A 24,330-nucleotide genomic window follows, 5' to 3' on the forward strand; every position below is an offset into this window, starting at 1 on the left:
GGAATTCTGCGTGCCGCCGCCGGCCCAACATCAATGGGATAAGCCCCGCGCTACAAACTGTGTGTAACGCGGGTGGGCATGGGACTCAATGGGATATCGTGGGAAAACGTGGGCAAAACTGGATTATGGCTGATTTCTGCGGCTTTCCTGCACCAGTTCAGACCTGACGTTCCCTCCTCGTTCTACTGTGGATGGCTGTGGATAAGTCTGTGAACGCCAAAAAGCCAGCGAATCCCATGTCGCGCCATGTTGGCCCATCGCCGCCCATGCCTTGCCTAGCGGGCGAGTTCGCCAAGGAGCTTCAGCACGGCGCCGCGCTGCTCCGCCTGCGCCGCCATCGCCAGGTCCGCGTCGGCCACCAGCGTCGCATAGCCCTTGCCGATCCGGCACCGCGCCACGGCCCGCGTGGGCGACAGGGTGCAGGCGCCGCCGGCCCGCGTGAACGAGCCCAATCCAGCCGCGCTCACCCGGATGCCTCGCCCGAAGGCGATCTCGGCCGCCTCGGTGCGATCGTCGACCCCATCGTCGAGCCGGAGCCCCCAATGCTGCAGCAACCCGGTGTCGGCGTAGCGCAGCGGCGGCCGGAAGCGATCGCCGAGCGGCCGTTCGCTCTCGAACCGCAGGATCGGGTCGGCCATCAGCACCAGCCGTCCCCCGTCCCGCACCCATTTGTCGAGCGCGACCAGCCGCTCGGCCGTCAATGCCTGCGGCTGCACCGCCAGGAGCAGGCCGTGGGGCGGCAGTTGCTCGGGCCCGTCGACCGGGGTCACGGTGAACCGGCTCTCCAGTTCCTCGAGCAGCGGATTGCGTGCGCGCTCGAGACCGAAGCTCTCGCCAAAGGCGATTGGCAGGCTGGTCAGGAGCGCGAGATCGGGCTTGGCTGCGCCGGCCGGCGCTGCGCCACCGTCGCACGCGGCCAGCGCCGCGGCTGCCAGCAGGAGCACCCAGCGCATCAGCGCTTGGCCGGAGGACCCGCCTCATTCTCCGCGCCCGACCCGGGCGCAACGCCAAGCTCCGCCAGCGGATCGCTCGGCGTTTCGGCAATGTCGGTCACCTCATTGGCCGGCGGCTTTTCCTCGTTGCTGGTCACGGCGGTGCCGATCAGGACCATCAGGAAGACAAAGGCCAGGCCCGTCAGGCCATAGCGGATACGCTGGATTGCGGTTCCTCCTACCCCCATGCGCTCAAACTATGCCCATCGAGCCGCTTTGCAAGTCTTCGCCATTGACCGTTCAGGCTGCGGACGCGAAAGGCCCCTTCATGACCATTCGCCTCCCCCTCCTGGCGCTCGGCGCCGTTCTCACCCTGTCCGCCTGCAACGACGGCGGTCACACCATTGTCCAGCAAGGCCCCGCCGACCCGATGGCGAACGAAATCGCCAACGCTGCCCCGGTGGAGCTTCCCCCCGCCATCGCCGCCAGCAAGACCTATCGCTGCGACGGCAACAAGGTCGTCGAGATCGACTGGACCGAGCGGAACGGCAAGCCCGCCGGCGCCAACTTCCGGGTCGGCGCGGACACCATCAAGTCCACCGTCACCACCGCCCCGGCGGAAGGCACCGGGCCCTACACGGGCGAGAACGGCGCCGCCATCACCGGCACCAAGGACGCCGCCAGTGTCCAGGTCACCGTTCCCGGCCAGAGCGCCATCACCTGCCGCGGCTAAGCTTCGCCTGTCTAACCTCTCCCGAACCCCGGCCCTCACAGGCCGGGGTTTTTGTTTGGGCTGAAGCGCTGGTCCGACCCGGCAGGGAGTGGCGTCGGATCCGCACCGGATCGATCATGTCCATTCCCGATCCAGTGCCGGCATCGGCTGGTTTGCTGACCTGCTAAAAGTTGCCCGTTGCAAACCGTTACCGCGTGATCTCTAAAGGTTGGCGCGGAAGGGGCATCGCGCCCGGACGACTGTATGTGTGGGGGTATTCGTGCGTAACATGTTCTGGAAGGCTGCTGCCTCGGCGGCCGTCGTGATGCTGACGATCGCGGCTCCCGCCCAGGCGCAGCATACCGGCACCCGGCTCGGCAAGAATATCGAAAAACCCGACATTCCCAAAGCCATGCAGATCATGGCCGATTGCACGATCAAACGGCGTGAGCCGCTGGTGCGATCCTGGTTCAACACCTTGCCTGGCAGTGTCGAAGAAGACCGGATCTTCGACAGGGAGCTTGGCGACCTCGGACTCTGTCTCGACGACCGGCTGCTGGTGGTGGACGGCAAGACCCTCGAAGTGACCGCAAGCATGGTCCGGGGGCCCCTCGCGCTCGCCTTTGCGCGCCGCGAACTGCGCCCTAACCCGGCGGCGCCGGCCGCGTCCAAGGACGTTCCGTGGTTCACCCCCAAGCTTGCGGTGCTGGCCGAGAATGCGCCGGTCGATCGCGTGATGCTGGGGCTCTACGACTTCGGCCACTGCGTCGCCGTCACCGACTGGCCCAACGCCCGCAACCTGGTGCTGTCAGCGGAAGGATCGGCGGAGCAGAAGGAGGCCGTGAGCGCCCTGATGCCGGCACTCTCGCCGTGCCTGCAGAACGACATCGAACTCAAGCTGACGCCGGCAAACCTCCGCAGAGCGCTTGCCGAGCCGATGGTCCACATGCTGGCAAGCGCAGCGGGCAGCGTGACTGCGGCCAGGTAGGCAAGAGCCAGCGGCCTAGGTCGCTCAATCCGGTGCGGCCATCGGCGGCTGTGGTCTGCTTTCGACGCATTGCGGACATTCGCTGGTCGTGAGACCATGAGCGAATGGAGGCGAAAGAAGCTTACGAGGCGATCGTCGCTGACATCGAAGCGGACCCGAGCAAGCGAATACTGAGCCGCCGTTTCGAGGAGCAGGCTTTCGGCAGCTTTGCCGTTTCGTTTAAGAGCGGCAGCGATGCGAGATGCGTCATCAACGATCGAGGCTTTGTCTTCGTTACCGACGACGTAGAAGGGATTGGCGAGGCGACCCCCACAGTCCCGTCACTGCACGATCATGAACCAGGGAGCTTGTTGCAAGCTTTGAAGCTCTAATATCCACTTTCCACCCAGTGCGGACGTCAAGCTACTTCCGCTTCCGCGAATAAGGCCGGCCACCAACCCGCTGGCTGATCCGCTTTAGCTGGCGCTCCGTTGGCGGTGATCGGGTTTTCATCGACGAGCGGGCGCTCTACGCGCGCGCTTTCCGCCAGGACGTTTGGCAATTGAGCCGCGTTACCGGCAGAAGTCACCTCTGCCGAAACATTCTGCAGCCCTTCGACTCGAACCAGGCGCCCTTCGGACTGCTCGGGATCCGGAACGTCCGGATCCCGAGCACAAGAAGCGGCGAGAATCCCGGTAACGGCGGCGAACGCCATCGCCCTATGCTTCGTCCGCATCACGCTCAAACCTCCGGCAAAACGGATCGTCACTCGCGTTCTTCCTGCTTGCACTGGCCGGGCGCCCTGCAGTTGAAGAAGTTGCGATCAAGGTAATTGGCTACCGCTTGCCCGAGGGCGGCGCCATTGACGTCGGCTCTGCGGAAGTGAAGGCCGCCAAAGATGCGCGCCTCGATGACGTCTGGGGACGACATCGGTGAACTTGGTATAGTTCCGCGTCGACCCGGCGCCAGTGAGGCTGAACGCTGCTGCGTCGCTGCCGAAAAAGGCCTTGGCGCTGTTCATCACGCCGCTGAAGACGCAGTTCGCTCCCGATGGCTCGTCACTGTAGGGTGGTACAGCCAGGAATGCGGTCCATGCAGGATCGGCTTGCGTGGCATCATTGCCGTCGGTGTCGGCCAGCTGAATAGCGGTCGTCGGGCGCCAGAAGCTCCAGCGCGCCTTTTCCGAGAAGCAGTTGATGAGGCTGTCCGCCCCGGCCATGCTGGTCATGGCGTAAAGCCGCGCTTCCTCGCTGATCGCGAGTTTCCTTGCGTCTGACACCTGGCGCAAGGCCTCGTACAGCATGAGGACAGGGTGCCTGGTCGACCACGTCGCCAGCGCCGTCTGCTCCGCTGTCCGGGTCGACCCGGTGGCCCGGCCCACTGCCTTCACCTCGTTGAAATCGGCCGCATATTGGGCACTGTTCAGCGGCCAGGGTCCTGGTGTCTGGAAGTAATCCGTAGTGGGCAAAGTGAACGGCCGCACGTTGCGCACCCAACCGCCCGGGTCATTGACAAAGCCCGGGCCGACTGGACGCCATTGTCCGGGGGCAGATCCGACGGGAAAGCCCGGTGCGCCGTGGCCGCCGTCATTCGCCCGATTGGCGAGCATCGCTGCCGCGGCCGCCGCCCCGACCGCTATGCCCTTGTTCTTTGCTTCACCGCCCGCAATTTCGGCCAAGGAGCTGGCATATTCGGCGTCGAGCCGGTCCTTGATCGCAGCCTTCACGCTGGCGGTCAGGGTCGCCGTCAACGGCGCGTGGTCGACGAGGCCGATCAGGACATGATGCGCGGCCGCGAGGGCGCCGGAAGAGCGAAACGGGACGCTACAGGTCCGCGGTTCGACTTGATCGCGCCAAGCAGAAACATTTTTGACAAACCAGGGATAATGGCGTCAAACGACGATGGTGCGGTCGGCCGGTCGCCGGATCACACCAGAACGCCTCAAAGCCATCGCGTTGCTAAGTAGGATTTCACCTGCTTCCATGGCTCGAGCGGTTTGCCGCAGGGGCCAGGAAACGCATCGCCGCGAAGTCCCCGCCCTATGTGAACTTCGAGAACTTCGGTCGGCGGATTGGCTAGTCCGCCCTGCCCGGCTAAGGGCGGCTCATGTCCGAGATCACGCCCGAACAGGTGGCCGAGCACGGCCTTTCTCCGCAGGAATATGACCGCATCCTGCATGCGCTCGGGCGGGAGCCGAACCTCACCGAACTCGGCATCTTCTCGGTCATGTGGTCGGAGCATTGCTCCTACAAATCGTCGCGCATCCACTTGAAGAAGCTGCCGACCGCAGCCCCGTGGGTGATCTGCGGCCCGGGCGAAAATGCCGGGGTGATCGACATCGGCGACGGCGACGCGGCCATCTTCAAGATGGAGAGCCACAACCACCCGAGCTACATCGAGCCTTATCAGGGCGCGGCGACGGGGGTCGGGGGCATCCTGCGCGACGTCTTCACCATGGGCGCGCGGCCGGTCGCCAATCTGAACGCGCTCCGCTTCGGCGATCCCAGCCACCCCAAGATGCGCCACTTGATCGCCGGGGTGGTCGCGGGGATCGGCGGCTACGGCAATTGCGTCGGCGTGCCGACGGTCGGCGGGGAGACCAATTTCGACCCCGCCTACAACGGCAACATCCTGGTCAATGCGATGACCGTCGGCGTCGCCCGGACCGACAAGATCTTCTATTCGGCCGCCGCCGGCATCGGCAATCCGGTGGTTTATGTGGGCTCCAAGACCGGCCGCGACGGCATCCACGGCGCGACCATGGCCTCGGCCGACTTCGGCGAGGACAGCGAGGAGAAGCGCCCCACCGTCCAGGTCGGCGATCCCTTCACCGAGAAGCTGCTGATCGAAGCCTGCCTTGAGCTGATGGCGTCGGACGCCATCGTCGCCATCCAGGACATGGGCGCCGCGGGCCTCACCTCGTCGAGCGTCGAAATGGCGAGCAAGGGCGGCGTCGGAATCCGCCTCGACATGGACGCCGTCCCCTGCCGCGAGACCGGCATGACCCCGTACGAGATGATGCTCTCCGAAAGCCAGGAGCGCATGCTGATGGTCCTGAAGCCCGGCCGCGAGGCCGAGGCCGAGGCGATCTTCCACAAGTGGGAGCTCGACTTCGCCGTGATCGGGACAGTCACCGACACCGGCCACATGGAGCTGGTCTGGAAGGGTGAGACCGTGGCTGACATCCCGCTGGGACCGCTGGCCGACGAGGCCCCGCTCTACGACCGGCCCTCGCTGTCGCCAGAAGACTATCAGGCATGGGCCAAGGTCGCGCCGCTGGGCGAGGTGCCGACCGGCACCAACATCGTCGGCGACCTCCGCAAGCTGATGGCCTCCCCCGCCCTCGCCTCGCGGCGCTGGATCTGGGAGCAATATGACAGCCAGGTCGGCGGCGACACGGTGCAACGGTCGGGCGGCGATGCGGCGGTGGTCCGCGTTCACGGCTCCGGCAAGGCGCTCGCCATCACCACCGACTGCACCCCGCGCTATTGCTATGCCGACCCCTACGAAGGCGGCAAGCAGGCCATCGCCGAGGCGTATCGCAACATCTCGGCGGTCGGCGCGACCCCGCTGGCGGTGACCAACTGCCTCAACTTCGCCAATCCCCAGCGGCCCGAGATCATGGCCCAGATCACCGGCTGCCTCCACGGCATGAGCGAGGCCTGCGTCGCGCTCGACTTCCCGATCGTGAGCGGCAACGTGTCGCTTTACAACGAGAGCAAGGCGACCGGCGGCGGATCGGCCATCCTCCCCACCCCCGCGATCGGCGCGGTCGGCCTGATGCCGGACTGGGAAAAGAGCGCAACCATCGCGCTCAAGAACGAGGGTGAGACCCTGCTCCTTCTCGGCCACACCAAGGGCCATGTCGGCCAATCGCTGTGGCTCGACATCTGCCACGGCCGCCGCGAAGGCGCGCCGCCGCCGGTCGACCTGGCGGTCGAGCGCCGGCTCGGTGAGCTTCTCCGCAGCCTCATCGCCGAGGGCCTCGTCAGCGCAGTCCACGACTGCGCCGACGGCGGCGCCGCGGTGGCGATGGCCGAGATGGCGCTGGCCGGCGACACGGGCTTCAGCATGACGGTCGTCGCCGAACTCCCCAACCCCGCCGCCATGCTGTTCGGCGAGGACCAGGGCCGCGCGATCGTCTCGACCCGCCAGCCCGATCGCGTGCGCGAACTTGCCGCCGCGGCCCAGCTGTTCAGCATTCCCGTCGGCACCACCGGCGGCGAGGCCATCACCTTCGACCTCGTCGATCGCGGCGGTGAGCAGCGCGTGTCACTCGCCGAACTTCGCTCCGCCCATGAGGGCTTCTTCCCGGCACTGATGGAAGCATGACCGTTCGCGTCGGGATCGGAGGCTGGACCTACGAACCCTGGCGCGGCGTCTTCTACCCCAAGGGGCTCGCGCATCGGCGTGAGCTCGAGTTTGCGTCTCGGCAGCTGACGACGATCGAGATCAATGCGACCTTCTACAGACGCCAGAAGCCGGACAGCTGGCGCAAGTGGCGCGATGCGGCGCCCACCGGCTTCCAGTTCAGCCTCAAGGCATCGCGTTTCTCCACCGCACGCAAGGTGCTGGCCGACAGCGCAGGCTCGATGGCCGTGTTCCTCGAGCAAGGCTTCACCGAGCTTGGCGACAAGCTCGGTCCGATCAATTGGCAGTTCGCCGAGAGCAAGCGCTTCGAGCGCGACGACTTCGCCCGTTTCCTCGACCTGATCCCGGACGTGCAGCACGGCGTGAAGTTGCGTCATGCGCTGGAAGTGCGGCACCCAAGCTTTGCAGACCCCGCCTTTCTCGACCTCGCCCGCGCGCGCAACATGGCGGTGGTGATCGCCGACCATGACGAATTCGTCCGTATCGAGGAGCAGACCGCCGACTTCACTTATGCTCGTCTCCAGCGCAGCGTCGAGACGGTCGACACCGGCTATGACGCTGCCGCGCTCGGCCAATGGGAGAGGCAGGTCCGAATCTGGGCCGACGGCGGGCGCGACGTCTATGTCTACTTCACCTCGGGCGCGAAGGTCCGCAACCCGGCGGCCGCTCAAGCCCTGATCGCACGGCTAGTCGCCTAGCGACGAGGTCACGCCACCCGCGCCGGTATCTCCGCCCGCCGCAGCGCCGCCGCCACCGCATCCTGCAACGCGCCGACGGTGAACGGCTTGCGCAGCAGTTCGTGACCCTTGAGGTCCTCACCTTCGCCCTCGCCGACATAACCGGTGACGAACAGCACGCCGAGCTCGGGAAAGCGGCGCTTGAGGGTGCGGACCAGTTCGGGACCGGTCATGCCCGGCATGATGACGTCGCTGATGACGAGATCGAAGGCTTGGTTCTCGAATGCGGCCAGCGCTTCCTCGGCATTGGCGCAGGCAACCGGCTGATAGTCGAGGTCCTCGAGTGCCTCGATCGTGGCACTGCGCACTCGCGGGTCGTCCTCGACCAGCAGGATTCGCGCGCCGCTGAGGCTGCCTACGAAATCGCTTGCGCGGCTTGCCCCACCGAATACTGCGGGCATTCGCACCTCGGCCGCTTCCACAAAGCTTCTTGGCAGATACAGGCTGACCACGGTGCCGACGCCGACCGCGCTGTCGATCGCCACTTCGCCGCCCGACTGGCGGGCGAAACCGAAGATCTGGCTGAGGCCGAGGCCGGTGCCCTTGCCCACTTCCTTGGTGGTGAAGAACGGCTCGAAGGCGCGGCGCTTCACTTCCTCGGTCATGCCGCTGCCGGTGTCCGCCACCGCCAGCCGGACGTAGTCGCCCGCCGGCAGATCGCCGACCTCGCCCTCGGTCAGCACAAGATCGCTGGTGGCGATGGTGATGGTGCCTTCGCCATCCATCGCGTCGCGGCCGTTCACCGCGAGGTTGAGGAGCGCGTTCTCAAGCTGATGGGGATCGACGAAGATCGGCCATTCCCCGCGCGTGTCGACCCGCACGGTGATGCGCTCGCCCAATGTGCGGTCGAGAAGGTCCGTCAGCCCCTGCACCAGGTCGGACGGCAGCACGCGCTCGGGCAGCAGCGGCTCGGAGCGGGCGAAGCTCAGCAGGCGGCGAGTAAGCGCCGCGGCGCGGGTCGCCCCGTCCATCGCATTGTTGAGGTGCTGCATGACCTCCCGCTTGGGCCCTCCGAGCCGGCGGCGGGCAAGGTCGATGCCGCCGACCACCACCGCCAGCATGTTGTTGAAATCATGCGCGATGCCGCCGGTCAGCTGGCCGACCGCTTCCATTTTCTGGATTTGGCGCAGCTGCGCCTCGGCGATCTCGCGCTCTTCGGCTTCCGTGCGGAGCGCTTCATTGGCCTCCGACAGTTCCTGCGTGCGCAGCGCCACTGCCTGCTCCAGCGTGTCGGCCTCGCGGCGGGCGAGGTAATTCTGCCGCACGGCCTGCAACGCAAGGATGCCCAGCCCGATTGCCGCCAGCCCGACCAGCACGCCGAGCCAGGACAGGTAGTCGGTCAGCCGGTCGGCCTGCGCGGAGAAGAATTGCGTCTGGCTCATGCTGTCACGAAGCACGGCGCGTTCCGAAGCGGCAATCTCCGACAATTTGGCGCGAAGCTGTGCTCCAAGCGGCTTGGGGCCATCCTCTTCTTCGCGGGTGAAGGCGTAGAATAGCCCGACCCCACCCTCGCCCTTTGCACCGGCCGCCGCTTGGGCAACCCGGGCGAGATTGGCGCCGTGCTCCACATAGAGCGAACGGGCTTCAGCAACCCGCTGCTTCTGTGTCGGATCGTTCCGGACCAGCCGCTCCAGCTGCTGCAGCTGGGTGCCAGCAAGCCGCCATTCGTTGGCGTAGATATTGCCCGAGCTGCGGACATTTTCGTCGAGTACGAAGCGGCCGAGAGCGCCTTCGGACCGGGCCAGTGTCGCGTCAACGGTGCGAACCAGCAGGGTCACGTCATAGGCGTGCCGCTCGCGCTCCAGCGCGGAATCACGCGCGCGGTTGCTCATTGCGACGAGAAGCACCATGCCAAGCAGGATGAGCGCCGCCACCGTCGCCCCGGCCGCAGCCCCAAAGCGCCGTCCGTCGAACCCGCTGTCGTCGGTCCTCGCTCTCATCACGCCTCAGTCTAATTGCCGACTCAGGACGGCACAACCGCCCGTTAATGCGGCTAGTGCCAGATGGTTAACGATGCGCTTCCAACTTGCCCTGCTCGCCTACCTTTTTGCCGCCACGCCAGTGTTGGCGGCTGATCCCGTCCGCCTCACGCCCGAGCAGGCACTGGCGTCGGACGCCGAGCGCTATGCCAAGAATTTCGGTGTCACCGCCGAGGAAGCGCAGCGACGGCTTGACCAGCAACGGGCAAGCATCGTCGTCAGCGATGCGCTGCGTGTGCGCTATCGCGACCGGCTCGCTTCGATCAGCGTCGCGCATCGACCCGACTGGCACCTGCTCGTACGGCTTACTCCCGGCGAGCTGCCGTCAGACCGGATCGAGAAGGCAAACGGGCTGCCGATCCCGGTGCGCTATTCGGTCGAGGCGGCGACCACCCGCATCAATGCGCTGGGGCTGCTCGACCGTTTTCGTTACCTCTTGCCGCAGTTGATCCCCGGTTATCGCGGCGCCGGCGTCGACCCGGTTACGGGCGGGCTGGTGGTGATGCAGCGTCCGGGGAGCGACTCGCGGTCCGCTGACCAGGTGGAGACATTGCTGGCGGCAAGGCTGGGGCTGCCCGTGCGAGTGCGCCGGCTGGATGCCGTACTGGTCGACAGCGCCGCGATCGGCGGTGGGCGGGTCGAAGGGCCGAACGCGGAAGGGCGCCGCTTTCGCTGCACTACCGGCTTCGTGGTCAGAAATGGCGAGGGCCAAGTCGGCATCACCACCGCCGCTCACTGCCCTGACACCCTGACCTGGCGCGCGCCTGATGGCGAAGAGCGGCTGCTGCCGATGCTTGGCGCCTGGGGCGCAGCGCAGAACGATATCCAGATCCACGGCGGCGTCGGCCCGGCCGAGCCCTTGGTGTTCAGCAATCGCGACAAGACCGAAGTGCGGCCGGTGACCGGCTGGGCCACACGGCCGATGACCCGGCCAGGCGACTGGCTGTGCTTGCGCGGCGAAAGCTCGGGCTATGCCTGCTCGGAGGTCGAGCTGACCGACTTCGCCCCTCCGGGCGACCTCTGTGGCGGCCTTTGCACCTCGAGCTGGGTGACCATGCGCGGCCCCGAATGCCGCCGCGGCGACAGCGGAGCGCCGATCTTCCTCGGCTCAGTCGCCTACGGCACGCTCAAGGGCGGCGCTTATACCGCCAGCGGTGGCTGCGCCTTTTCCTATTACCAGAGCGTCGATTACCTGCCCGGCGACTGGCGGGTGCTGACCGTCAAATAACTCCGACGCGCTTGCCCGCGGCTTCGAACATGCCGAGGATTTCGCCGACCTGCTCCTCGCTGTGGAGGGCGCAAAGCGAGCAACGCAGCAGGGTCATATTGGCCGGGGTCGCCGGCGGCCGCGCGAGGTTCACGTAAAGCCCTTCCTGCAGCAGGGCTTCCCACATCGCCGCGCCGCGCTCGAGATCGGGCATGATGACAGCGATGATCGCCGATTGTGGCGTCGCGGTGCCGAGGGTAAAGCCGAGATCCTTCAGCCCGCCGTGGAGCCGCCGGCTGTTGGCCCACAAGTGGTCTCGCTTATCCTTGGCGCCGCGCAGCAGGTCGATCGAGGTCGCGGCAGTGGCGACCACGCTCGGCGGAAGGCTCGCGGTGAAGACATACGGCCGGCAGACGAGGCGCAGGATCTCGAACTTGGGATGGTTGGAAACGCAGAAACCGCCGACTGTGCCAACCGACTTCGAGAAAGTGCCGATCACGAAATCGACATCGTCCAGCACGCCCTGCTCTTCCGCGACGCCGCGGCCGTTGGGACCGATGAAGCCCATCGAATGCGCTTCGTCGACCAGCACCATCGCGCCCGCCGCCTTGGACACGGCGATCATTTCCTTGAGCGGCGCGGTGTCGCCGAGCATCGAATAAACGCCTTCCAGCACCACCAGCTTGCCCGCTTCGGCCGGAAGCCGCTTCAGGCGCTTCTCCAAAGCCTCCACGTCATTGTGGCGGAAGGCGACGATCTGGGCGTTGCCCAGCGCGCAGCCGTCATAAATCGAGGCGTGGCTGTCGATGTCGAGGATGACGTAATCGTCCTTACCCGCCACCGTCGAGATGATCCCGAGATTGGCCTGGTAGCCGGTCGAGAAGACCATCGCATGGTCCATGTCGTAGAAGCGCTTCAGCGCTTCCTCGCACTCGCGGTGGCCCTGGTAGGTGCCGTTCAGCACCCGGCTGCCGGTGGTGCCCGACCCGAAGTTGTCGAGCGCAGCGTGACCGGCGGCGAGCACGTCCGGATCGAACGTCTGGCCCATGTAATTGTAGGTGCCGAGCAGGATCGTCCGCTTGCCGTTGCAGATGGCGACGGTCGGGCTCTCGACCCGCTCCATCACCAGGTTGAACGGGTCGGTGACACCGGTCGACAGCAACGCCTCGCGCTGGTCGATCAGCGGCTGGAACTTGTCGAACAGGTCCGGCGCGGTTCCGCGCGGCGCGGGTTTGCCTGCGTCAGCAGTCATGGCGAGGCCAGGATCAGTCACGCCTTAGCCTTCCAGCTCGCCGACGGCGTCGATCAGCGCGCCCACGGTCTCGATCTCGGCCGCGCGGTTCATCGTAATGATGATCTCGAACTCGTCTTCCACCGCGGCGACGAAGTCCATCACCGTCAGGCTGTCCCATTCGAGGTCCTGGGCGAAGCGCGTGTTTTCCGACACAGCGATGCCCTTCTTGTTGAAGTCCTCGATGAGCTTGAGGATGCGCTCTTTGCGTGTCTCGCGGTCGGTCATGGCTTGTCTCGCTACGGTTTCCGCCCCCCAAGCGCAACAAGGGGGCGAAATCCGGGCAACCACGCGCTACGAGCCGCAATCATGAGTGACAGCCTCCCGCCTTATGCCGAACTGCTGAAGCTGCGCAACGAGGAGAGCGCGGACGGCAACAGCCTGTTCGTCATGCCGTTCCACGACGATGTGGTGGGCCGGCCCGGCTATCTTCATGGCGGTGCCATCGCCGGATTGCTCGAATTCGCCGCTTATGGCGAACTGACCCGCGCGCTCGAAGGCCGCGGGCTCAGGCCAAAGCCGATCTCGGTCACGGTTGATTTCCTGCTCGGCGGCAAGAACCGCGACACCTATGCCGGTGCGACGATCGAGCGGCTCGGCGCCCGGATCGCCAATGTCGAAGCCTTTGCTTGGCAGACGAACCGCAGCACGCCGATCGCCAGCGCGCGAATCAACTTCCTGCTTGCCGCGGAATAGTCGCGCCTAGCGGATCGCTCCGCTTCGAAGCAGTTTCGGCAGCAGCATCGCGGCGGTCACCAGCGGATGCTTCTTCTGCCAGGGCGACAGTTCGATCTTGGTCCCCGCGTGGCGATTGATCTTCCACGCGATATAGTCCGCCCCGCCCGCAAAGGTCGCGCTCGCCTTGGCGAGCCGAGCGACGGACAAGAGTTTGCCCTCGATCCGCCGCCGCTCCCACGATCCGCCGCAGCGCCGCCCGCACGCCCGCGCCGCAGCCATCGCCGGACCGAAGAAGCGCAGGTAGCGGCCGGGGTCCTGGTCGACGACATTGACTCCGCGCTCCTTCTTCTCGGCGCGAAGCTCGGCCGAATAGGTCAGCGCAAAGGCCGCTTTCCACAACTCGAGCGGCGGCTTGTCGTTGGGAATGGCACTCAGCGCCGCACTCAGCAGGGTCGGCGCGGCGCGTGAAACCGCCTCCACGACCCGCTCCCGCGCCGCTTCATCCGCAACCCACACCAGCCGACTCGGCTGCGCGAAGCGGGCCCAAACCGACACGCTGCGCGTCTCGGGGCCGTTCAGGCGGTGGAAGTCGGCTTCGCTAAGCACCGCATATTTGGCCGCCAGATCGCCACGCGCGAAGGGAAAGACGTTCGGCGGGATCAGCCGGTTGGCCGCGGCCAGCCAGCGCTTGGCATAGGCCGCGCGGTAGTCGGACACGATCAGGTAGAAATCGAGCATCGCCCCTTCGAGCGCGACATCGCGCAGGCACGATCCATAGAACAGCACCGCTCGCGACGCCGTCCCATGTGCCGCTGCGATCGCCGCCGCCATTGCCGCGACTCGTGGATCGACGGGCATGCGAAGCTCGTCGGCGACCAACTCCCGCAGCTCGGTCATGGGATCAGGCGGCAAGCCGGACGAAGGACATGGGCGGCGAGCGGGTCAGCCGGATCGGATCGCCGATCCCCGCCTGGAACATCTCGCCGTCCAAGAATACGGACGAGCCGGCACCCTCGATCGAGATCTCGTCGGCTTCCTCGACATGGACGCCGGCGAGCTTCTTGCGGCCGAGCTGGCCCCCCATCGCGGCGAACAGCCCGCGCAGCATCGAGCTCGAGCGATGCTCGACCGCCAGAAGCTTCAACGAACCGCTGCGCGCAGTCCGCAGCTCGCTGTTGAGGAGCAGCTTTTCGAGCGTGGTCACCGCCAGCAGGCCGAATCGCCCGCGCAGCGTTCCCTGACGACGAACCTTGACCTCGATCGGGATCGGACGCGCCGGCAGGAACCGCCCGGTGAGGCCGAGCAGCTGAAACAGCACCGCGATCGCGGCGATCACATGGCTGACGCCGTTCGGCAGGCCCAGCGGATAGATCTTGTCGCGGCAGTAGAGCATTGTGTCGGCAAGGCCTGCCCCGCCGAGGAACATGCCGATCGCGGGCTTGACCCGCGCCGCATTGGTCAGCGCGATCAGTTCGCGTGCGACAAGGTGATTCTCGAGCTCGCCCGAAGCAATCAGGTGCAGCCGACGCAGCGCTTCCACCGGATCACCCTGCGCACCGAGGTCGAGCGCGATGAGGTTGGTCTTGCCGTTCGGAAGCACTGCCACCGGTGGCAGTTCGTCACCGAAATGCCCGCCATTGACGAGTTCGGTCAGTGCCGCCTGCACCGTGCCGTCGCCGCCGTTGATGACCAGCACCTTGGGCCGGACCAGCGCGATGGTCTTGAGCGCGTCGCCGACCTGCTCGGCCCGTTCCACCTCGTAATGGAAGATGTCGGGATGCTCGGCACAGAACGCCCGGATCCGGGGCAGCTGCGAGATGTTGCCGGTCGAGCGGGGGTTGCTGAGAAGTGCGATCCGCGCCTTGCCCATCAGCGGACGGTGCCTCCAGCCGAAGCCTGGATGCACGCCGCTGCCGTCCACAGTTGCGGCAGAAGGAATTGGGAAAGGCTGCGCATCACGGTTACAAGTCCTCGGCACCCAGAAGCTAACCCGAACCGCCCGTCAGCTCCGCTTCAGGAAGCGGACGGCAGACGCACGGAAGCGATCAATTGTGATCGTTGCGCTTGCTTTGCGGCCAAATCATGGTGTTGAGGGGCGGACTGAAAAAGCGCATGCCACTCATCGACCGATATATAGCCAAAGCGATCGCCATTCCGCTGTTCGGCACCCTGGTGCTGGCGGCCATGCTGCTCGTGCTCGACAAGTTGCTTCGGCTGGTCGATTTCGTGATCAATCTCGGCGGACCGATCAGCGTGGTGTGGCGGATGCTGGCCAATCTGATGCCCGAATATTTCGCGCTCGGCATTCCGATCGGCCTGCTGCTTGGAATCCTGCTCGCCTTTCGCGGGCTGGCCACCTCGAGCGAGCTCGACGCCTTGCGCGGGATCGGGGCCGGCTTCGGGCGGCTGCTGCGGGTGCCGATGGCCTATGCCGTTGTGCTCGCCGCGCTGAACCTGTTCCTGGTCGGCTGGCTCCAGCCCTGGACCCATTATGGCTACGAACGGCTGCGCTTCGATCTCAGCTCGGGTGCGCTCGGCGCCAGCCTAAAGGTGGGCGAGTTCAACAACCTGTCCAAGCGTTTCACCATCCGCATCGATCGCAGCGAAGCTGGCGGAACGCAGCTGCACGGCCTGTTCGTGCAGGCCGACGACCAGAAAGGCGGCGCGGTAACCGCCACCGCGGCCCACGGGCGGTTCCTGGCCACCGACGATCCGAACACCATTCTTCTGCGTCTCGAACAAGGTCGGCTGATCCAGCAGAACCAGAGCTTCACCACCCCGCGCACCCTTGCATTCCAAAGCTACGACCTGCCGATCACGCTGCCGCGTATCGACAGCTTCCGGGCCCGGGCACAGAATGACGCGGAGGAGATGACCCTGCCCGAGATCATCCGCGCCAGCTATTTCGGTGGTGCCACCGGCGCGGAAAACCTCGCGGCCCGGGCCAATCTTCATTTCCGACTGGTTGAGGTGATCCTGATGCTGCTGCTGCCGATGCTGGCCGTAGCCCTCGCCGTGCCGCCCAAAAGATCGAGCTCCAGCCTCGGCATCTTCATCGGGATCGTGATGGTGGTCGCCTATCACAAGATCAATCAATGGGCCGAGGATGCGGGTGCGCGGGGCGATTTTCCGGTGGAACTCGTCATGTATGTGCCCTTTCTCCTGTTCGCCGGGCTGATCGTGTGGATGTATCTGACGCTTGCGACCAAGCCCGGGGGTCAGCCGATCGGAGCGCTGGAACGCGGCGGGGCCAAGCTGATGAGCTTCATCAAGCGGCTCTTGCCCAAGCCGCGCCGACGGGTGGGTGCGGCCCGGTGATCAACCTCAACTTCTTCCCGTCCTGGCGGCTCGCCCGTTACACCGTGTGGCTCTACGTTTCGCGCAGTCTCGCCGTTCTGGTGTCGCTCAGCATGGTGCTGATGATGCTGAACCTGCTATCGGAATCGGGCAAGATCCTGGCCGTGCCCGGCAATGGCGAAGCCGAGCTGTGGCGCTACGTTGGCTATCGCTACCCGCAGCTTCTGTCGTTCGCCTTCCCCTTCTCCTTTCTGCTCGGCGCGCTGATCACCTTCACCACCCTGAACTCGAACAGCGAGGTGGTGGCGATGAAAGCGGCGGGTATTTCGGCCCACCAGTTGCTTGCCCCGCTGCTGGGCGCCAGCATCCTGCTCGCCGGCGCCTCGTTCGCCTTCAACGAACTGGTGGTGGTGAATGGCAGCCGCCAGCTCAGCGCCTGGGAGAGCAACAGCTACCAGCCGGTCCCGCCCGACAGCGGCATCATCAGCGACGTGTGGGTGACCGCGGGCAACGATTATGCCCATGCCAAGTTCGTGACCGGCCGCGGTACCGGAGTGCGGATCCAGGGCTTCCAGCTGGTCGAGCGGCAGGACATCACGGTCGCGCGCCTGATCAACGCCGAGCGAGCGCGACCGGACGGAAACGGCTGGCTGCTCGAGGATGTCAGCATCTACGATTCGGCCATGAATGCGGTGCTGAAGCAGCCGACCATGCGCGCCCTGGAAGGGGTCGAGCCGCAGCGCTTCACCCTCGCCAAGGTCGATCCCGACGCCCAGAACTTCGCCATGCTGAGCGGCAATATTGCCGAGATGAAGCAGGCAGGGGTGAGCACGGCTGAGGCAGAGACCGGTCTCCTCCACAAATTGTCGCAGCCCTTGTCGACGCTCCTCATGCCCCTGCTTGCCGCCATGGCCGCCTTTGGCCTCGCGCGTTCGGGCAAGGTGCTGCTGCGTGCCGCCATCGCGATGGCACTTGGCTTTGCGTATTTCGTGGTCGACAATTTCGCCGTCGCGCTCGGCAATATCGGCGCCTACCCGCCGCTGGTCGCCGCCTGGGCGCCGTTTCTCCTGTTCCTCCTGATCGGCGAGACCGTGCTGATCCGGTCGGAGGAATGATCTTGCCAAGTCTCTCTGAAGGTTGAACAATCACGCCATGAAAGCAGTTCTGGCAGGTTTCGCCCTACTTCTCGCCGCACCGGCCGCCGCCGCACCCAAGGCCGCTCCGGCCGCCGATCACCGCGCCGTTGCGGTTGAAAGCGCAGAAGGCTGGACCTTCGGCAAGGCAGGCGCGCCGCTCCTCGCCGAATATGCGAGCTACGGCTGCCCCCATTGCGGCCAGTTCGCCGCCGCGACCACCAGCCGGGTCGATCGCCTGGTCAAGAACGGCAACCTGCGCTTTTCCTGGCGTCCCTTCCTGATCTTCCCGCAGGACCGCGCCGCTGCCGTCCTCACCCGCTGCGTCGCGCCTTCACGCCGGCTCGCCTTTATCGAGGCGGTGATGGCCGACCAGGGTGCGATCAAGGCCGCGCTCAAGGCGGCCGACGCCGATGAAGCGACCCGCAGCCGCCTCTACGCAGCCGAGCTTGCCGGCCCTGTCAGCCATGCCGGCGAGATCGCCAAGGCCTCGGGCCTGCTCGCGCTCGCGCAGAAGCACGGGCTCAACACCATGCAAGCAGGCACCTGCCTGGCGAATGCCTCGCATCATGCGTGGGTGACCAACGCCGACATGACCGCCCGCTTGAATGGCGTGACCGGAACCCCGACATTCTTCTGGAAGGGCGCCCGTATCCCCACCGGCACGCCCGACGAGCTTCTCGCGCTGCTGCCGCAATAGGACCCTTTGTCCCATTGTCGCCGCATTGGCGGGGCAGGATAATGGCTGGTCGGCACATCCTCGAAGAGGAGTGCCGCTTTGCATTTCAACAAGGTCAGAGCACGTGAGCAGCAGTGTTAAGCCCGGAATCTGGAGGCGGTCGCATTATCTCGATCGCATGACCCTCAAGGATTTGTGGGTCGCTTATTTCCAGTATCCAGCGATCATCGGCTATCTCCTGCTCACCGCGGTGAGCCTCGGCGTCTTCGCTCTTTACCCGGCGACCCCGGCGCAGTCCGCGGCGGCGATCGCGGTCGTGCTCGTCCTGTATCCGCTGGTCTGGTACTGCCTCCATCGCTGGGTGCTGCACAGCAACTGGATGTTCAAGGTGCCCTTCCTCGCCTCCACCTGGAAGCGCATCCACTACGATCACCACCAAGATCCGAACCATCTCGAAGTGCTGTTCGGCGCGCTTCACACCACGCTTCCGACCATTGCGCTGGTGACGGTGCCGGTCGGCTACTTCATCGGCGGCATCGGCGGCGGCGCGATTGCGCTGGCGACGGGCCTCCTCACCACCTGCGTGTACGAGTTCGTCCACTGCATCCAGCACCTTGCCTACAAACCCAAGAGCAAGCTCATCGCCGAAATGAAGAAGCGCCACATGGCGCATCATTTCCACGACGAGAACGGCAATTACGGGATCACCAGCTACTTCTGGGACCGTGCGCTTGGCACCTTCTACGACCGCCCGGAGCGGCCCAAGAAGAGCCCCACCGTGTTCAACCTCGGCTACACCGAGGACGTCGCGACACGTTATCCGTGGGTGAAGAAGCTGTCGGGCGGGATCGTCGCCACCGGACACCCGCGCAAGCGCGGCGACAACCAGGCCTCGCCGGAGCGCGAAGCGGCCTGACGCTGAAACGGGTCTCCTGCTTTGGCGGGAGACCGGCTAAGCCGCGTTCGTGAGCACCCTCGATCTCGTTCCCGATAGCGAGCGCACCGGCCTGATCGGTATGCTTCCGGCGTCGGCGCGCCCTTATGCCAGCCTGATGCGGCTCGACCGGCCGATCGGGACCTGGCTGCTTTATTGGCCGTGCGCGTGGGGCCTGCTGCTCGGCGGCGTGAACGGGCGCTGGGACCTGGCGCTCTGGTTCCTGCTCGGCGCCTTTGCGATGCGCTCGGCCGGCTGCGCCTACAACGATCTCGTCGATCGCGACCTCGATGCCCAAGTGGCCCGCACCCGCCTCCGCCCCCTCGCCAGCGGCCGGGTCTCCCCTCGCGCAGCCTGGGTGCTGATCGCCCTTCTCTGCCTCGTCGGCCTGCTGGTGCTGCTTCAGCTCCCGCTCGTTGCCCAGCTCACCTCGCTCGCCAGCGTGGCGCTGGTCGCCGCCTACCCCTTCATGAAGCGGATCACCTGGTGGCCGCAGGCGTGGCTCGGCCTCGTCTTCAGCTGGGGCGCGCTGGTGGGCTGGGCGAGCGTCACCGGCGGCCTCGATCCCGCCGCCTGGTGGCTGTGGGTCGGAAGCGTGTTCTGGGTGGTCGGCTACGACACGCTTTACGCAATCCAGGACAAGGAAGATGACGCGCTGGTCGGCGTCCGCTCCTCCGCCCGCCGCCTCGGCAGCCGGGCCGCGCTCGGCGTCGGACTGTTCTACATCGTGGCGCTGATCGGCTGGAGCCTCGCCATCTGGTCGGTTCGACCCGAGCCGCTCGCACTCCTCGCCCTCCTCCCCGCCGCGCTTCACCTGATCGGGCAAGCGTTTCGCGCCGACCCCGACAATGGCGACAAGGCGCTCGCCTTGTTCCGCTCCAATCGCTTAACCGGGCTGCTACTAGCCCTGGGTTTCGCCGCCGTAGGGTTGAGCCAAGCCGCCTAATCGCTACATCGCGGCGATGTTGAGCGAACCCCAGGCCGCGGATCTTGCCGCCGCCCTTGTCGAAGCTGCCCGCCAGGCCGGTGCCTCCTCGGCCGACGCGATGATCGGGATCAGCCGGTCGAGCGGCATTTCGATCCGCCTCGGCGAACTCGAAGACATCGACCACAGCGAATCGTTCGAAGTCTCGCTCCGCGCCTTCGACGGGAATCGCTCCGCAACCGTCTCGTCCGCCAGCCTCGACCGCGCCGGTTTCGCCGAACTGGCCGAGCGCGCGATCGCCATGGCCCGTCAGGCACCCGAAGACCCTTACGCCGGTCTTGCCGACCCTGCACTTCTGAGCAACGGCGAAGCGGTCGATCTCGGCTTGTTCGACCCCACGGTGGCGCCGCTTGCCGATCTCGAACGGCGCGCCCGTATCGCCGAACAGGCCGCGCGCGCCATGCCGGGCGTCAGCAACAGCAACGGCGCGTCGGCCAGCAGCGGCCAGAGCCTCGTCGCCCTGGCGACCTCCACCGGCTTCTCCCGCGCGGTTCGCTCCAGCCATTTCGGCTGCTCGGCCAGCGTCATCGCTGGGGACGCCGGCGGGCTTCAGCGCGATTATGCCTCGCACTCCGTCCGCTTCCTCGAAGACCTCGACGAGGCCGAGGACATTGGCCGCAAGGCCGGGACACGCGCCGTCGCCCGCCTCAACCCGGTGCGCCCGCCATCCGGTGCTTGCCCGGTCTTCTTCGATCCGCGCGTTTCCACCTCGCTGCTCGGCCACTTCGTCGCCTCGATCACCGGCAGCGCCATTGCGCGCAAGACCAGCTTTCTTCAGGACGCACTCGGCACCCAGCTGTTTGCGCCCGGGATCATCATCCGCGACGATCCGCTTCGCCAGCGTGGCCTGCGCAGCCGCGCGACCGACGGTGAGGGGCTGCCGTGCCGACCGCTCGACCTCGTCGCCGACGGCGTGCTGACAACCTGGCTCGCGACCAGCGCCGATGCGCGGCAACTCGGGATCCAGCCCACCGGCCACGCCAGCCGCTCCGTCGGCGGCAGCCCGGGCGCGGGACCGTCCAACCTGATGCTGATGCCCGGCGCTAAAAGTCGCGAGGAACTGCTCGCCTCCGTCCCCCGCGCGATCCTCGTCACCGAGCTGATCGGCCAGGGCGTCAATCCCGTGACCGGCGACTACAGCCGCGGCGCGGCAGGCTTCCTGGTCGAAGGAGGAGAGATCGGCGCCGCGGTGGCGGAGATCACCATTGCCGGCAATCTGAAGCAGATGTTCGCAACGCTGGAGCCCGCCAGCGACCTCGAACTGCGCCGCGGGATCGACGCTCCGACCCTGCTGGTCCCCGAAATGACGGTGGCGAGCGCCTAGGCGAGCTGCGCCAGCACCGCTTCGGCCAACGTCCGGAACGCCGCCGCCGCCGGCCCATCGCCGCCTGCGGGGGGTCGCCCGGCGTCGCTCTCTGCGCGCAGGCTCGCGGACAAAGGCAGGCGCCCAAGAAATGGCACGCCCATCTCCGCCGCCGCCGCTTCCGCACCGCCGCTTCCGAACGGGTCGGACGCCTCCCCACAATGGGGGCATTGATAGCCCGCCATGTTCTCGATGATCCCGAGCACGGGCACGCTGGTCTTGCCGAACAGGTCGATCGCACGGCGCGCGTCGATCAGCGACAGGTCTTGCGGGGTCGAGACCACCACCGCGCCCACCGGCCGCGACTTCTGGATCAGCGACAATTGCACGTCGCCAGTGCCGGGCGGCAGGTCGACGATGATGAATTCGGTGCCGCTCCAGTCTCCTTCAACCAGTTGTGCCAAGGCGCCCGAGGCCATCGGCCCGCGCCAGGCGAGCGCGTGGCCCGGGCTGACGAGCTGACCTACCGACAGCAGCTTTACGCCCTGCGCTTCCACAGGGATCAGCTGCTTGTCCTTGGCTTCCGGCCGTTCGCTGGTGCCGAGGAGGGTCGGCTGCGACGGGCCGTAGATGTCCGCATCGATGATTCCCACCTTGTGGCCCAGACGTGCCAGCGCGACCGCCAGATTGACCGACACGGTCGACTTGCCGACCCCGCCCTTGCCAGCGCCCACCGCGATCAACTTGGGGCCGGCGGCCTTGCTTGCGGTCATCGCGACCCGCACCTCGGACACGCCGGCTTCCGCCCCTGCCCGCGCCTTCAGCCGCGCCTCCAACGCCGCGCGATCGGCGTCGCCAAGCCCGGTCGCATCCACCACCAGCGTCGCCACCCCCTCGGCAAGCCGGGTCGAACGGAGGCGGGGCGCATCGGCGCCGAACAAGGAGGGATCAAGGGTCATGGCGAGCGCAGTTAAGCCTCCTCGGACCCGGCACAAGGTCTCATTGTTCCGCCCCCACTGTTAAATGCCGCACCCGCTTCTATATCTGTCCCCATGAACATGACACCGGGGTGGGCGGCACGCGCGCGCGGCCTTTTTGCGGACAACAAGGGACCTTGGGGTTCGGGCAGCGGCCCGACCCCGCCGCCGAGCAGCGGAAGCGGGTCGGAGAACCCGGGGCCATCCAGCCCGTGGGGATCGCCTGGGGCGAGTCGCCCGCGCGGGCCGGGCGCCAGCGTCACCAGCCTGGACGAATTCCTCGCCCGCGGCCGTGCCCGCTTCGGCGGCGGCCGGGGCCGTGGCGGTGCCCGCCCGCCCAGCAAGTCGCTGATCGCCTGGGGCTTTCTTGCCGTTGTCCTGTTGTGGCTGATCTTCACCAGCTTCCACCGCATTGCGCCCGAAGAACGCGGCGTGGTCACGCAACTCGGCCGCTACAGCCGAACGCTCGGCCCCGGTATCGGCATGACCCTGCCGAGCCCCTTCGAGCGGGTGCAGAAGATCGACGTCGAAAACATCCGCACCGTCGACCTTGGCTCGACCACGGCGGAAACCTTGATGCTGACCGGCGACCAGAACATCGTCGACATTGCGTATTCCGTTCGCTGGAACGTGCGCGATCCCGAGCTTTACCTGTTCGAGATCCAGAACCCCGAAGAAACCATCCAGCAGGTCGCCGAAAGCGCCATGCGGGCGGCTCTCTCCGGGGTGACCCTCGACGAAGCGATCGGCGAAGGTCGCGGCGAGATCGAGAACCGCGTGCAGGAAAACATGCAGCGCATTCTCGACACCTATAAGTCGGGCGTCCTGATCCAGGGCGTCGCGGTGAAGCAGGCCGATCCCCCTGCCGCGGTCAACGACGCGTTCAAGGCGGTCAGCGCCTCGCAGCAAGCCGCGCAGAGCGACATCAACCAGGCCCGCGCTTATGCGCTTCAGCTCGCTCAATTAAGCCAGGGCGAAGCAACGGCCTTCGACAAGGTGTATGAGCAGTATCGCCTCGCCCCCGAGGTGACGCGCCGCCGCATGTATTACGAGACCATGGAGCGTGTGCTGCAGAACGTCGACAAGACCATCGTCGAGGCACCGGGCGTGACGCCCTACCTGCCCTTGAACCAGACCAGGCCCCCCGCAGCGGCGATTGCCGAGCCGGGTGCCCAGGCGCCGAGCGCAGGAGCGGGCCGATGATCGACACGCTGCTTCGCCGCCCCCTTGTCGCGGGGTTCGTGATCCTCGCCTTGCTGATCACCCTCCTATCGAGCGTGGTGATCGTCCCCGAAACCCGCCAGGCATTGATTGTCCGCTTCGGCAAGCCGGACCGGATCCTCAATCGCACCATCTCCGGCCAGGTGATCGGCGGCAACGGGGCTGGCATTGCGCTCAAGTTCCCGTTCGTCGACGAGATCGTGTGGATCGACAAGCGCGTCCGCGATGTCGACATGGAGCGTCAGCAGGTGTTGTCGACCGACCAGCTGCGGCTTGAGGTCGACGCCTTCGCCCGCTACCGCGTGGTCGATCCGCTTCGCATGTACATCCGCGCGCGCTCGGAAGAGCGGGTCAGCGATGCGCTTCGCCCGATCCTCGGCTCTGTGCTTCGGAACGAGCTTGGCCGCCGCCCCTTCGCCGACCTGCTCAGCCCCGAGCGGCAGGGCGCGATGGAAAACATCCGCCGCAACCTCGACACCATCGCACGCCAATATGGCGTGCAGATCGTTGATGTTCGCATCAAGCGTGCCGATCTTCCCAGCGGCACTCCGCTCGAGAGCGCCTACCAGCGAATGCGCACCGCGCGTGAGCAGGAAGCCCGCTCGATCCGGGCCACCGGTGCAAGGCAGGCGCAGGTTATCCGCGCCGAAGCCGACGCGCAGGCCGCGAGCACCTATGCCGCCAGCTTCGGCAAGGACCCGGCCTTTTACGACTTCTACCGCGCCATGCAGGCCTATCAGCGGACCTTTGTCGGCGAAGACGGCAAAGCCCGTCCGACGAATGTAATCCTCTCTCCGCAGAATGAATTCCTGCGAGAGTTCACCCGGGGGGGTGGGCGCTGATGCCGTCAATCGCCAGTTCAGGCGTTTGACCTAGCAGAAATGCGACAGGCCTCTACTCAAGGGAAGTTGAAGACCATATGAAGTT

Annotated in this window: 25 protein-coding genes; 15 read left to right on the forward strand and 10 right to left on the reverse strand. The window is 66.2% G+C overall.

Annotation, left to right across the window (positions count from 1 at the left end):
• Positions 1 to 275: 275 nt before the first annotated feature.
• Together ACP69Z_RS00490 and ACP69Z_RS00495 are read right to left on the reverse strand one after the other, a co-directional pair.
• Positions 276 to 953, reverse strand: coding sequence for a DUF4350 domain-containing protein (locus tag ACP69Z_RS00490; RefSeq protein WP_426265601.1), 678 nt, complete (start codon positions 951 to 953; stop codon positions 276 to 278).
• Positions 953 to 1,180, reverse strand: coding sequence for a hypothetical protein (locus ACP69Z_RS00495; protein WP_426265602.1), 228 nt, complete (start codon positions 1,178 to 1,180; stop codon positions 953 to 955). Before ACP69Z_RS00495 ends, ACP69Z_RS00490 begins: the two co-directional genes overlap by 1 nt.
• 80 nt (positions 1,181 to 1,260) lie before the next feature.
• Between ACP69Z_RS00495 and ACP69Z_RS00500 the strand changes: the two genes are divergently transcribed.
• The 3 genes from ACP69Z_RS00500 (at position 1,261) to ACP69Z_RS00510 (ending at position 3,003) form a co-directional block, all read left to right on the forward strand.
• A complete protein-coding gene (locus tag ACP69Z_RS00500) occupies positions 1,261 to 1,665 on the forward strand; it encodes a hypothetical protein (protein ID WP_426265603.1) in 405 nt (134 codons plus the stop codon).
• 259 nt (positions 1,666 to 1,924) lie between these two features.
• Positions 1,925 to 2,632, forward strand: coding sequence for a hypothetical protein (locus ACP69Z_RS00505; RefSeq protein WP_426265604.1), 708 nt, complete (start codon positions 1,925 to 1,927; stop codon positions 2,630 to 2,632).
• A 104-nt stretch (positions 2,633 to 2,736) separates the two neighbouring features.
• Positions 2,737 to 3,003 carry a hypothetical protein gene (locus ACP69Z_RS00510; protein ID WP_426265605.1) on the forward strand — a complete coding sequence of 89 codons (267 nt, stop codon included), beginning with the start codon at positions 2,737 to 2,739 and terminating at the stop codon, positions 3,001 to 3,003.
• A 26-nt stretch (positions 3,004 to 3,029) separates the two neighbouring features.
• Here ACP69Z_RS00510 and ACP69Z_RS00515 read toward each other — a convergent pair whose 3' ends face one another.
• Both ACP69Z_RS00515 and ACP69Z_RS00520 read right to left on the reverse strand, forming a co-directional pair.
• Positions 3,030 to 3,380, reverse strand: coding sequence for a hypothetical protein (locus ACP69Z_RS00515; protein WP_426265606.1), 351 nt, complete (start codon positions 3,378 to 3,380; stop codon positions 3,030 to 3,032).
• 54 nt (positions 3,381 to 3,434) lie between these two features.
• Positions 3,435 to 4,361, reverse strand: a complete 927-nt coding sequence (locus ACP69Z_RS00520; protein ID WP_426265607.1) for a vanadium-dependent haloperoxidase — start codon at positions 4,359 to 4,361, stop codon at positions 3,435 to 3,437.
• A gap of 356 nt (positions 4,362 to 4,717) precedes the next feature.
• On the opposite strand from ACP69Z_RS00520, the gene purL reads away from it, so the two are divergent.
• Positions 4,718 to 6,943, forward strand: a complete 2,226-nt coding sequence (gene purL, locus ACP69Z_RS00525; protein WP_426265608.1) for a phosphoribosylformylglycinamidine synthase subunit PurL — start codon at positions 4,718 to 4,720, stop codon at positions 6,941 to 6,943.
• Positions 6,940 to 7,680 carry a DUF72 domain-containing protein gene (locus ACP69Z_RS00530; protein WP_426265609.1) on the forward strand — a complete coding sequence of 247 codons (741 nt, stop codon included), beginning with the start codon at positions 6,940 to 6,942 and terminating at the stop codon, positions 7,678 to 7,680. The genes purL and ACP69Z_RS00530 overlap by 4 nt, the downstream gene beginning before the upstream one ends.
• 8 nt (positions 7,681 to 7,688) lie before the next feature.
• Here ACP69Z_RS00530 and ACP69Z_RS00535 read toward each other — a convergent pair whose 3' ends face one another.
• Positions 7,689 to 9,659 (reverse strand): response regulator, encoded by a 1,971-nt coding sequence (locus ACP69Z_RS00535; protein ID WP_426265610.1) that lies wholly within the window; start codon positions 9,657 to 9,659, stop codon positions 7,689 to 7,691.
• Between the two features lie 73 nt (positions 9,660 to 9,732).
• Here ACP69Z_RS00535 and ACP69Z_RS00540 point away from each other — a divergent pair, with 73 nt between their 5' ends.
• A complete protein-coding gene (locus tag ACP69Z_RS00540; RefSeq protein WP_426265611.1) occupies positions 9,733 to 10,926 on the forward strand; it encodes a hypothetical protein in 1,194 nt (397 codons plus the stop codon).
• Here ACP69Z_RS00540 and spt read toward each other — a convergent pair.
• Both spt and ACP69Z_RS00550 read right to left on the reverse strand, forming a co-directional pair.
• Positions 10,919 to 12,157: a serine palmitoyltransferase gene (spt, locus tag ACP69Z_RS00545; protein ID WP_426265612.1), complete on the reverse strand. Its 1,239-nt coding sequence runs from the start codon at positions 12,155 to 12,157 to the stop codon at positions 10,919 to 10,921. The two genes, ACP69Z_RS00540 and spt, sit on opposite strands and share 8 nt — an antisense overlap.
• 24 nt (positions 12,158 to 12,181) lie before the next feature.
• Positions 12,182 to 12,424 carry an acyl carrier protein gene (locus ACP69Z_RS00550; RefSeq protein ID WP_426265613.1) on the reverse strand — a complete coding sequence of 81 codons (243 nt, stop codon included), beginning with the start codon at positions 12,422 to 12,424 and terminating at the stop codon, positions 12,182 to 12,184.
• Positions 12,425 to 12,505: 81 nt separating this feature from the next.
• On the opposite strand from ACP69Z_RS00550, the gene ACP69Z_RS00555 reads away from it, so the two are divergent.
• Positions 12,506 to 12,892: a PaaI family thioesterase gene (locus ACP69Z_RS00555; protein ID WP_426265614.1), complete on the forward strand. Its 387-nt coding sequence runs from the start codon at positions 12,506 to 12,508 to the stop codon at positions 12,890 to 12,892.
• A 6-nt stretch (positions 12,893 to 12,898) separates the two neighbouring features.
• Here ACP69Z_RS00555 and ACP69Z_RS00560 read toward each other — a convergent pair whose 3' ends face one another.
• Complete coding sequence (locus ACP69Z_RS00560; RefSeq protein WP_426265615.1) at positions 12,899 to 13,771, reverse strand: hypothetical protein; 873 nt, start codon at positions 13,769 to 13,771, stop codon at positions 12,899 to 12,901.
• A gap of 4 nt (positions 13,772 to 13,775) precedes the next feature.
• The gene (locus tag ACP69Z_RS00565; protein WP_426268010.1) at positions 13,776 to 14,744 is read right to left on the reverse strand and encodes a diacylglycerol/lipid kinase family protein; all 969 of its coding nucleotides are present in this window, start codon (positions 14,742 to 14,744) and stop codon (positions 13,776 to 13,778) included.
• Positions 14,745 to 14,986: 242 nt separating this feature from the next.
• Here ACP69Z_RS00565 and lptF point away from each other — a divergent pair, with 242 nt between their 5' ends.
• The 6 genes from lptF (at position 14,987) to ACP69Z_RS00595 (ending at position 21,226) form a co-directional block, all read left to right on the forward strand.
• A complete protein-coding gene (gene lptF / locus ACP69Z_RS00570; RefSeq protein WP_426265616.1) occupies positions 14,987 to 16,192 on the forward strand; it encodes an LPS export ABC transporter permease LptF in 1,206 nt (401 codons plus the stop codon).
• Entirely contained in the window at positions 16,192 to 17,286 is a 1,095-nt protein-coding gene (gene lptG, locus ACP69Z_RS00575; RefSeq protein WP_426268011.1) for an LPS export ABC transporter permease LptG, read from the forward strand. Before lptF ends, lptG begins: the two co-directional genes overlap by 1 nt.
• A 37-nt stretch (positions 17,287 to 17,323) precedes the next feature.
• Positions 17,324 to 18,004 carry a DsbA family protein gene (locus tag ACP69Z_RS00580; RefSeq protein ID WP_426265617.1) on the forward strand — a complete coding sequence of 227 codons (681 nt, stop codon included), beginning with the start codon at positions 17,324 to 17,326 and terminating at the stop codon, positions 18,002 to 18,004.
• Positions 18,005 to 18,161: 157 nt separating this feature from the next.
• The gene (locus tag ACP69Z_RS00585) at positions 18,162 to 18,899 is read left to right on the forward strand and encodes a sterol desaturase family protein (protein WP_426268012.1); all 738 of its coding nucleotides are present in this window, start codon (positions 18,162 to 18,164) and stop codon (positions 18,897 to 18,899) included.
• 49 nt (positions 18,900 to 18,948) lie between these two features.
• Entirely contained in the window at positions 18,949 to 19,863 is a 915-nt protein-coding gene (gene ubiA / locus ACP69Z_RS00590) for a 4-hydroxybenzoate octaprenyltransferase (protein WP_426265618.1), read from the forward strand.
• A gap of 16 nt (positions 19,864 to 19,879) precedes the next feature.
• Positions 19,880 to 21,226 (forward strand): TldD/PmbA family protein, encoded by a 1,347-nt coding sequence (locus tag ACP69Z_RS00595; protein WP_426265619.1) that lies wholly within the window; start codon positions 19,880 to 19,882, stop codon positions 21,224 to 21,226.
• Here the strand turns inward: ACP69Z_RS00595 and ACP69Z_RS00600 are convergent.
• Positions 21,223 to 22,164 (reverse strand): Mrp/NBP35 family ATP-binding protein, encoded by a 942-nt coding sequence (locus tag ACP69Z_RS00600; RefSeq protein WP_426265620.1) that lies wholly within the window; start codon positions 22,162 to 22,164, stop codon positions 21,223 to 21,225. The two genes, ACP69Z_RS00595 and ACP69Z_RS00600, sit on opposite strands and share 4 nt — an antisense overlap.
• Before the next feature lie 99 nt (positions 22,165 to 22,263).
• Here ACP69Z_RS00600 and hflK point away from each other — a divergent pair, with 99 nt between their 5' ends.
• On the forward strand, positions 22,264 to 23,385 hold the full coding sequence (hflK, locus tag ACP69Z_RS00605; RefSeq protein ID WP_426265621.1) for an FtsH protease activity modulator HflK: 1,122 nt from the start codon (positions 22,264 to 22,266) through the stop codon (positions 23,383 to 23,385).
• Positions 23,385 to 24,245 (forward strand): protease modulator HflC, encoded by an 861-nt coding sequence (gene hflC / locus ACP69Z_RS00610; RefSeq protein WP_426268013.1) that lies wholly within the window; start codon positions 23,385 to 23,387, stop codon positions 24,243 to 24,245. The genes hflK and hflC overlap by 1 nt, the downstream gene beginning before the upstream one ends.
• Positions 24,246 to 24,330: the final 85 nt, after the last annotated feature.

The organism is Sphingomonas sp. LHG3443-2 (assembly GCF_049896405.1).
In the GTDB taxonomy this organism is placed as follows: domain Bacteria; phylum Pseudomonadota; class Alphaproteobacteria; order Sphingomonadales; family Sphingomonadaceae; genus Sphingomicrobium.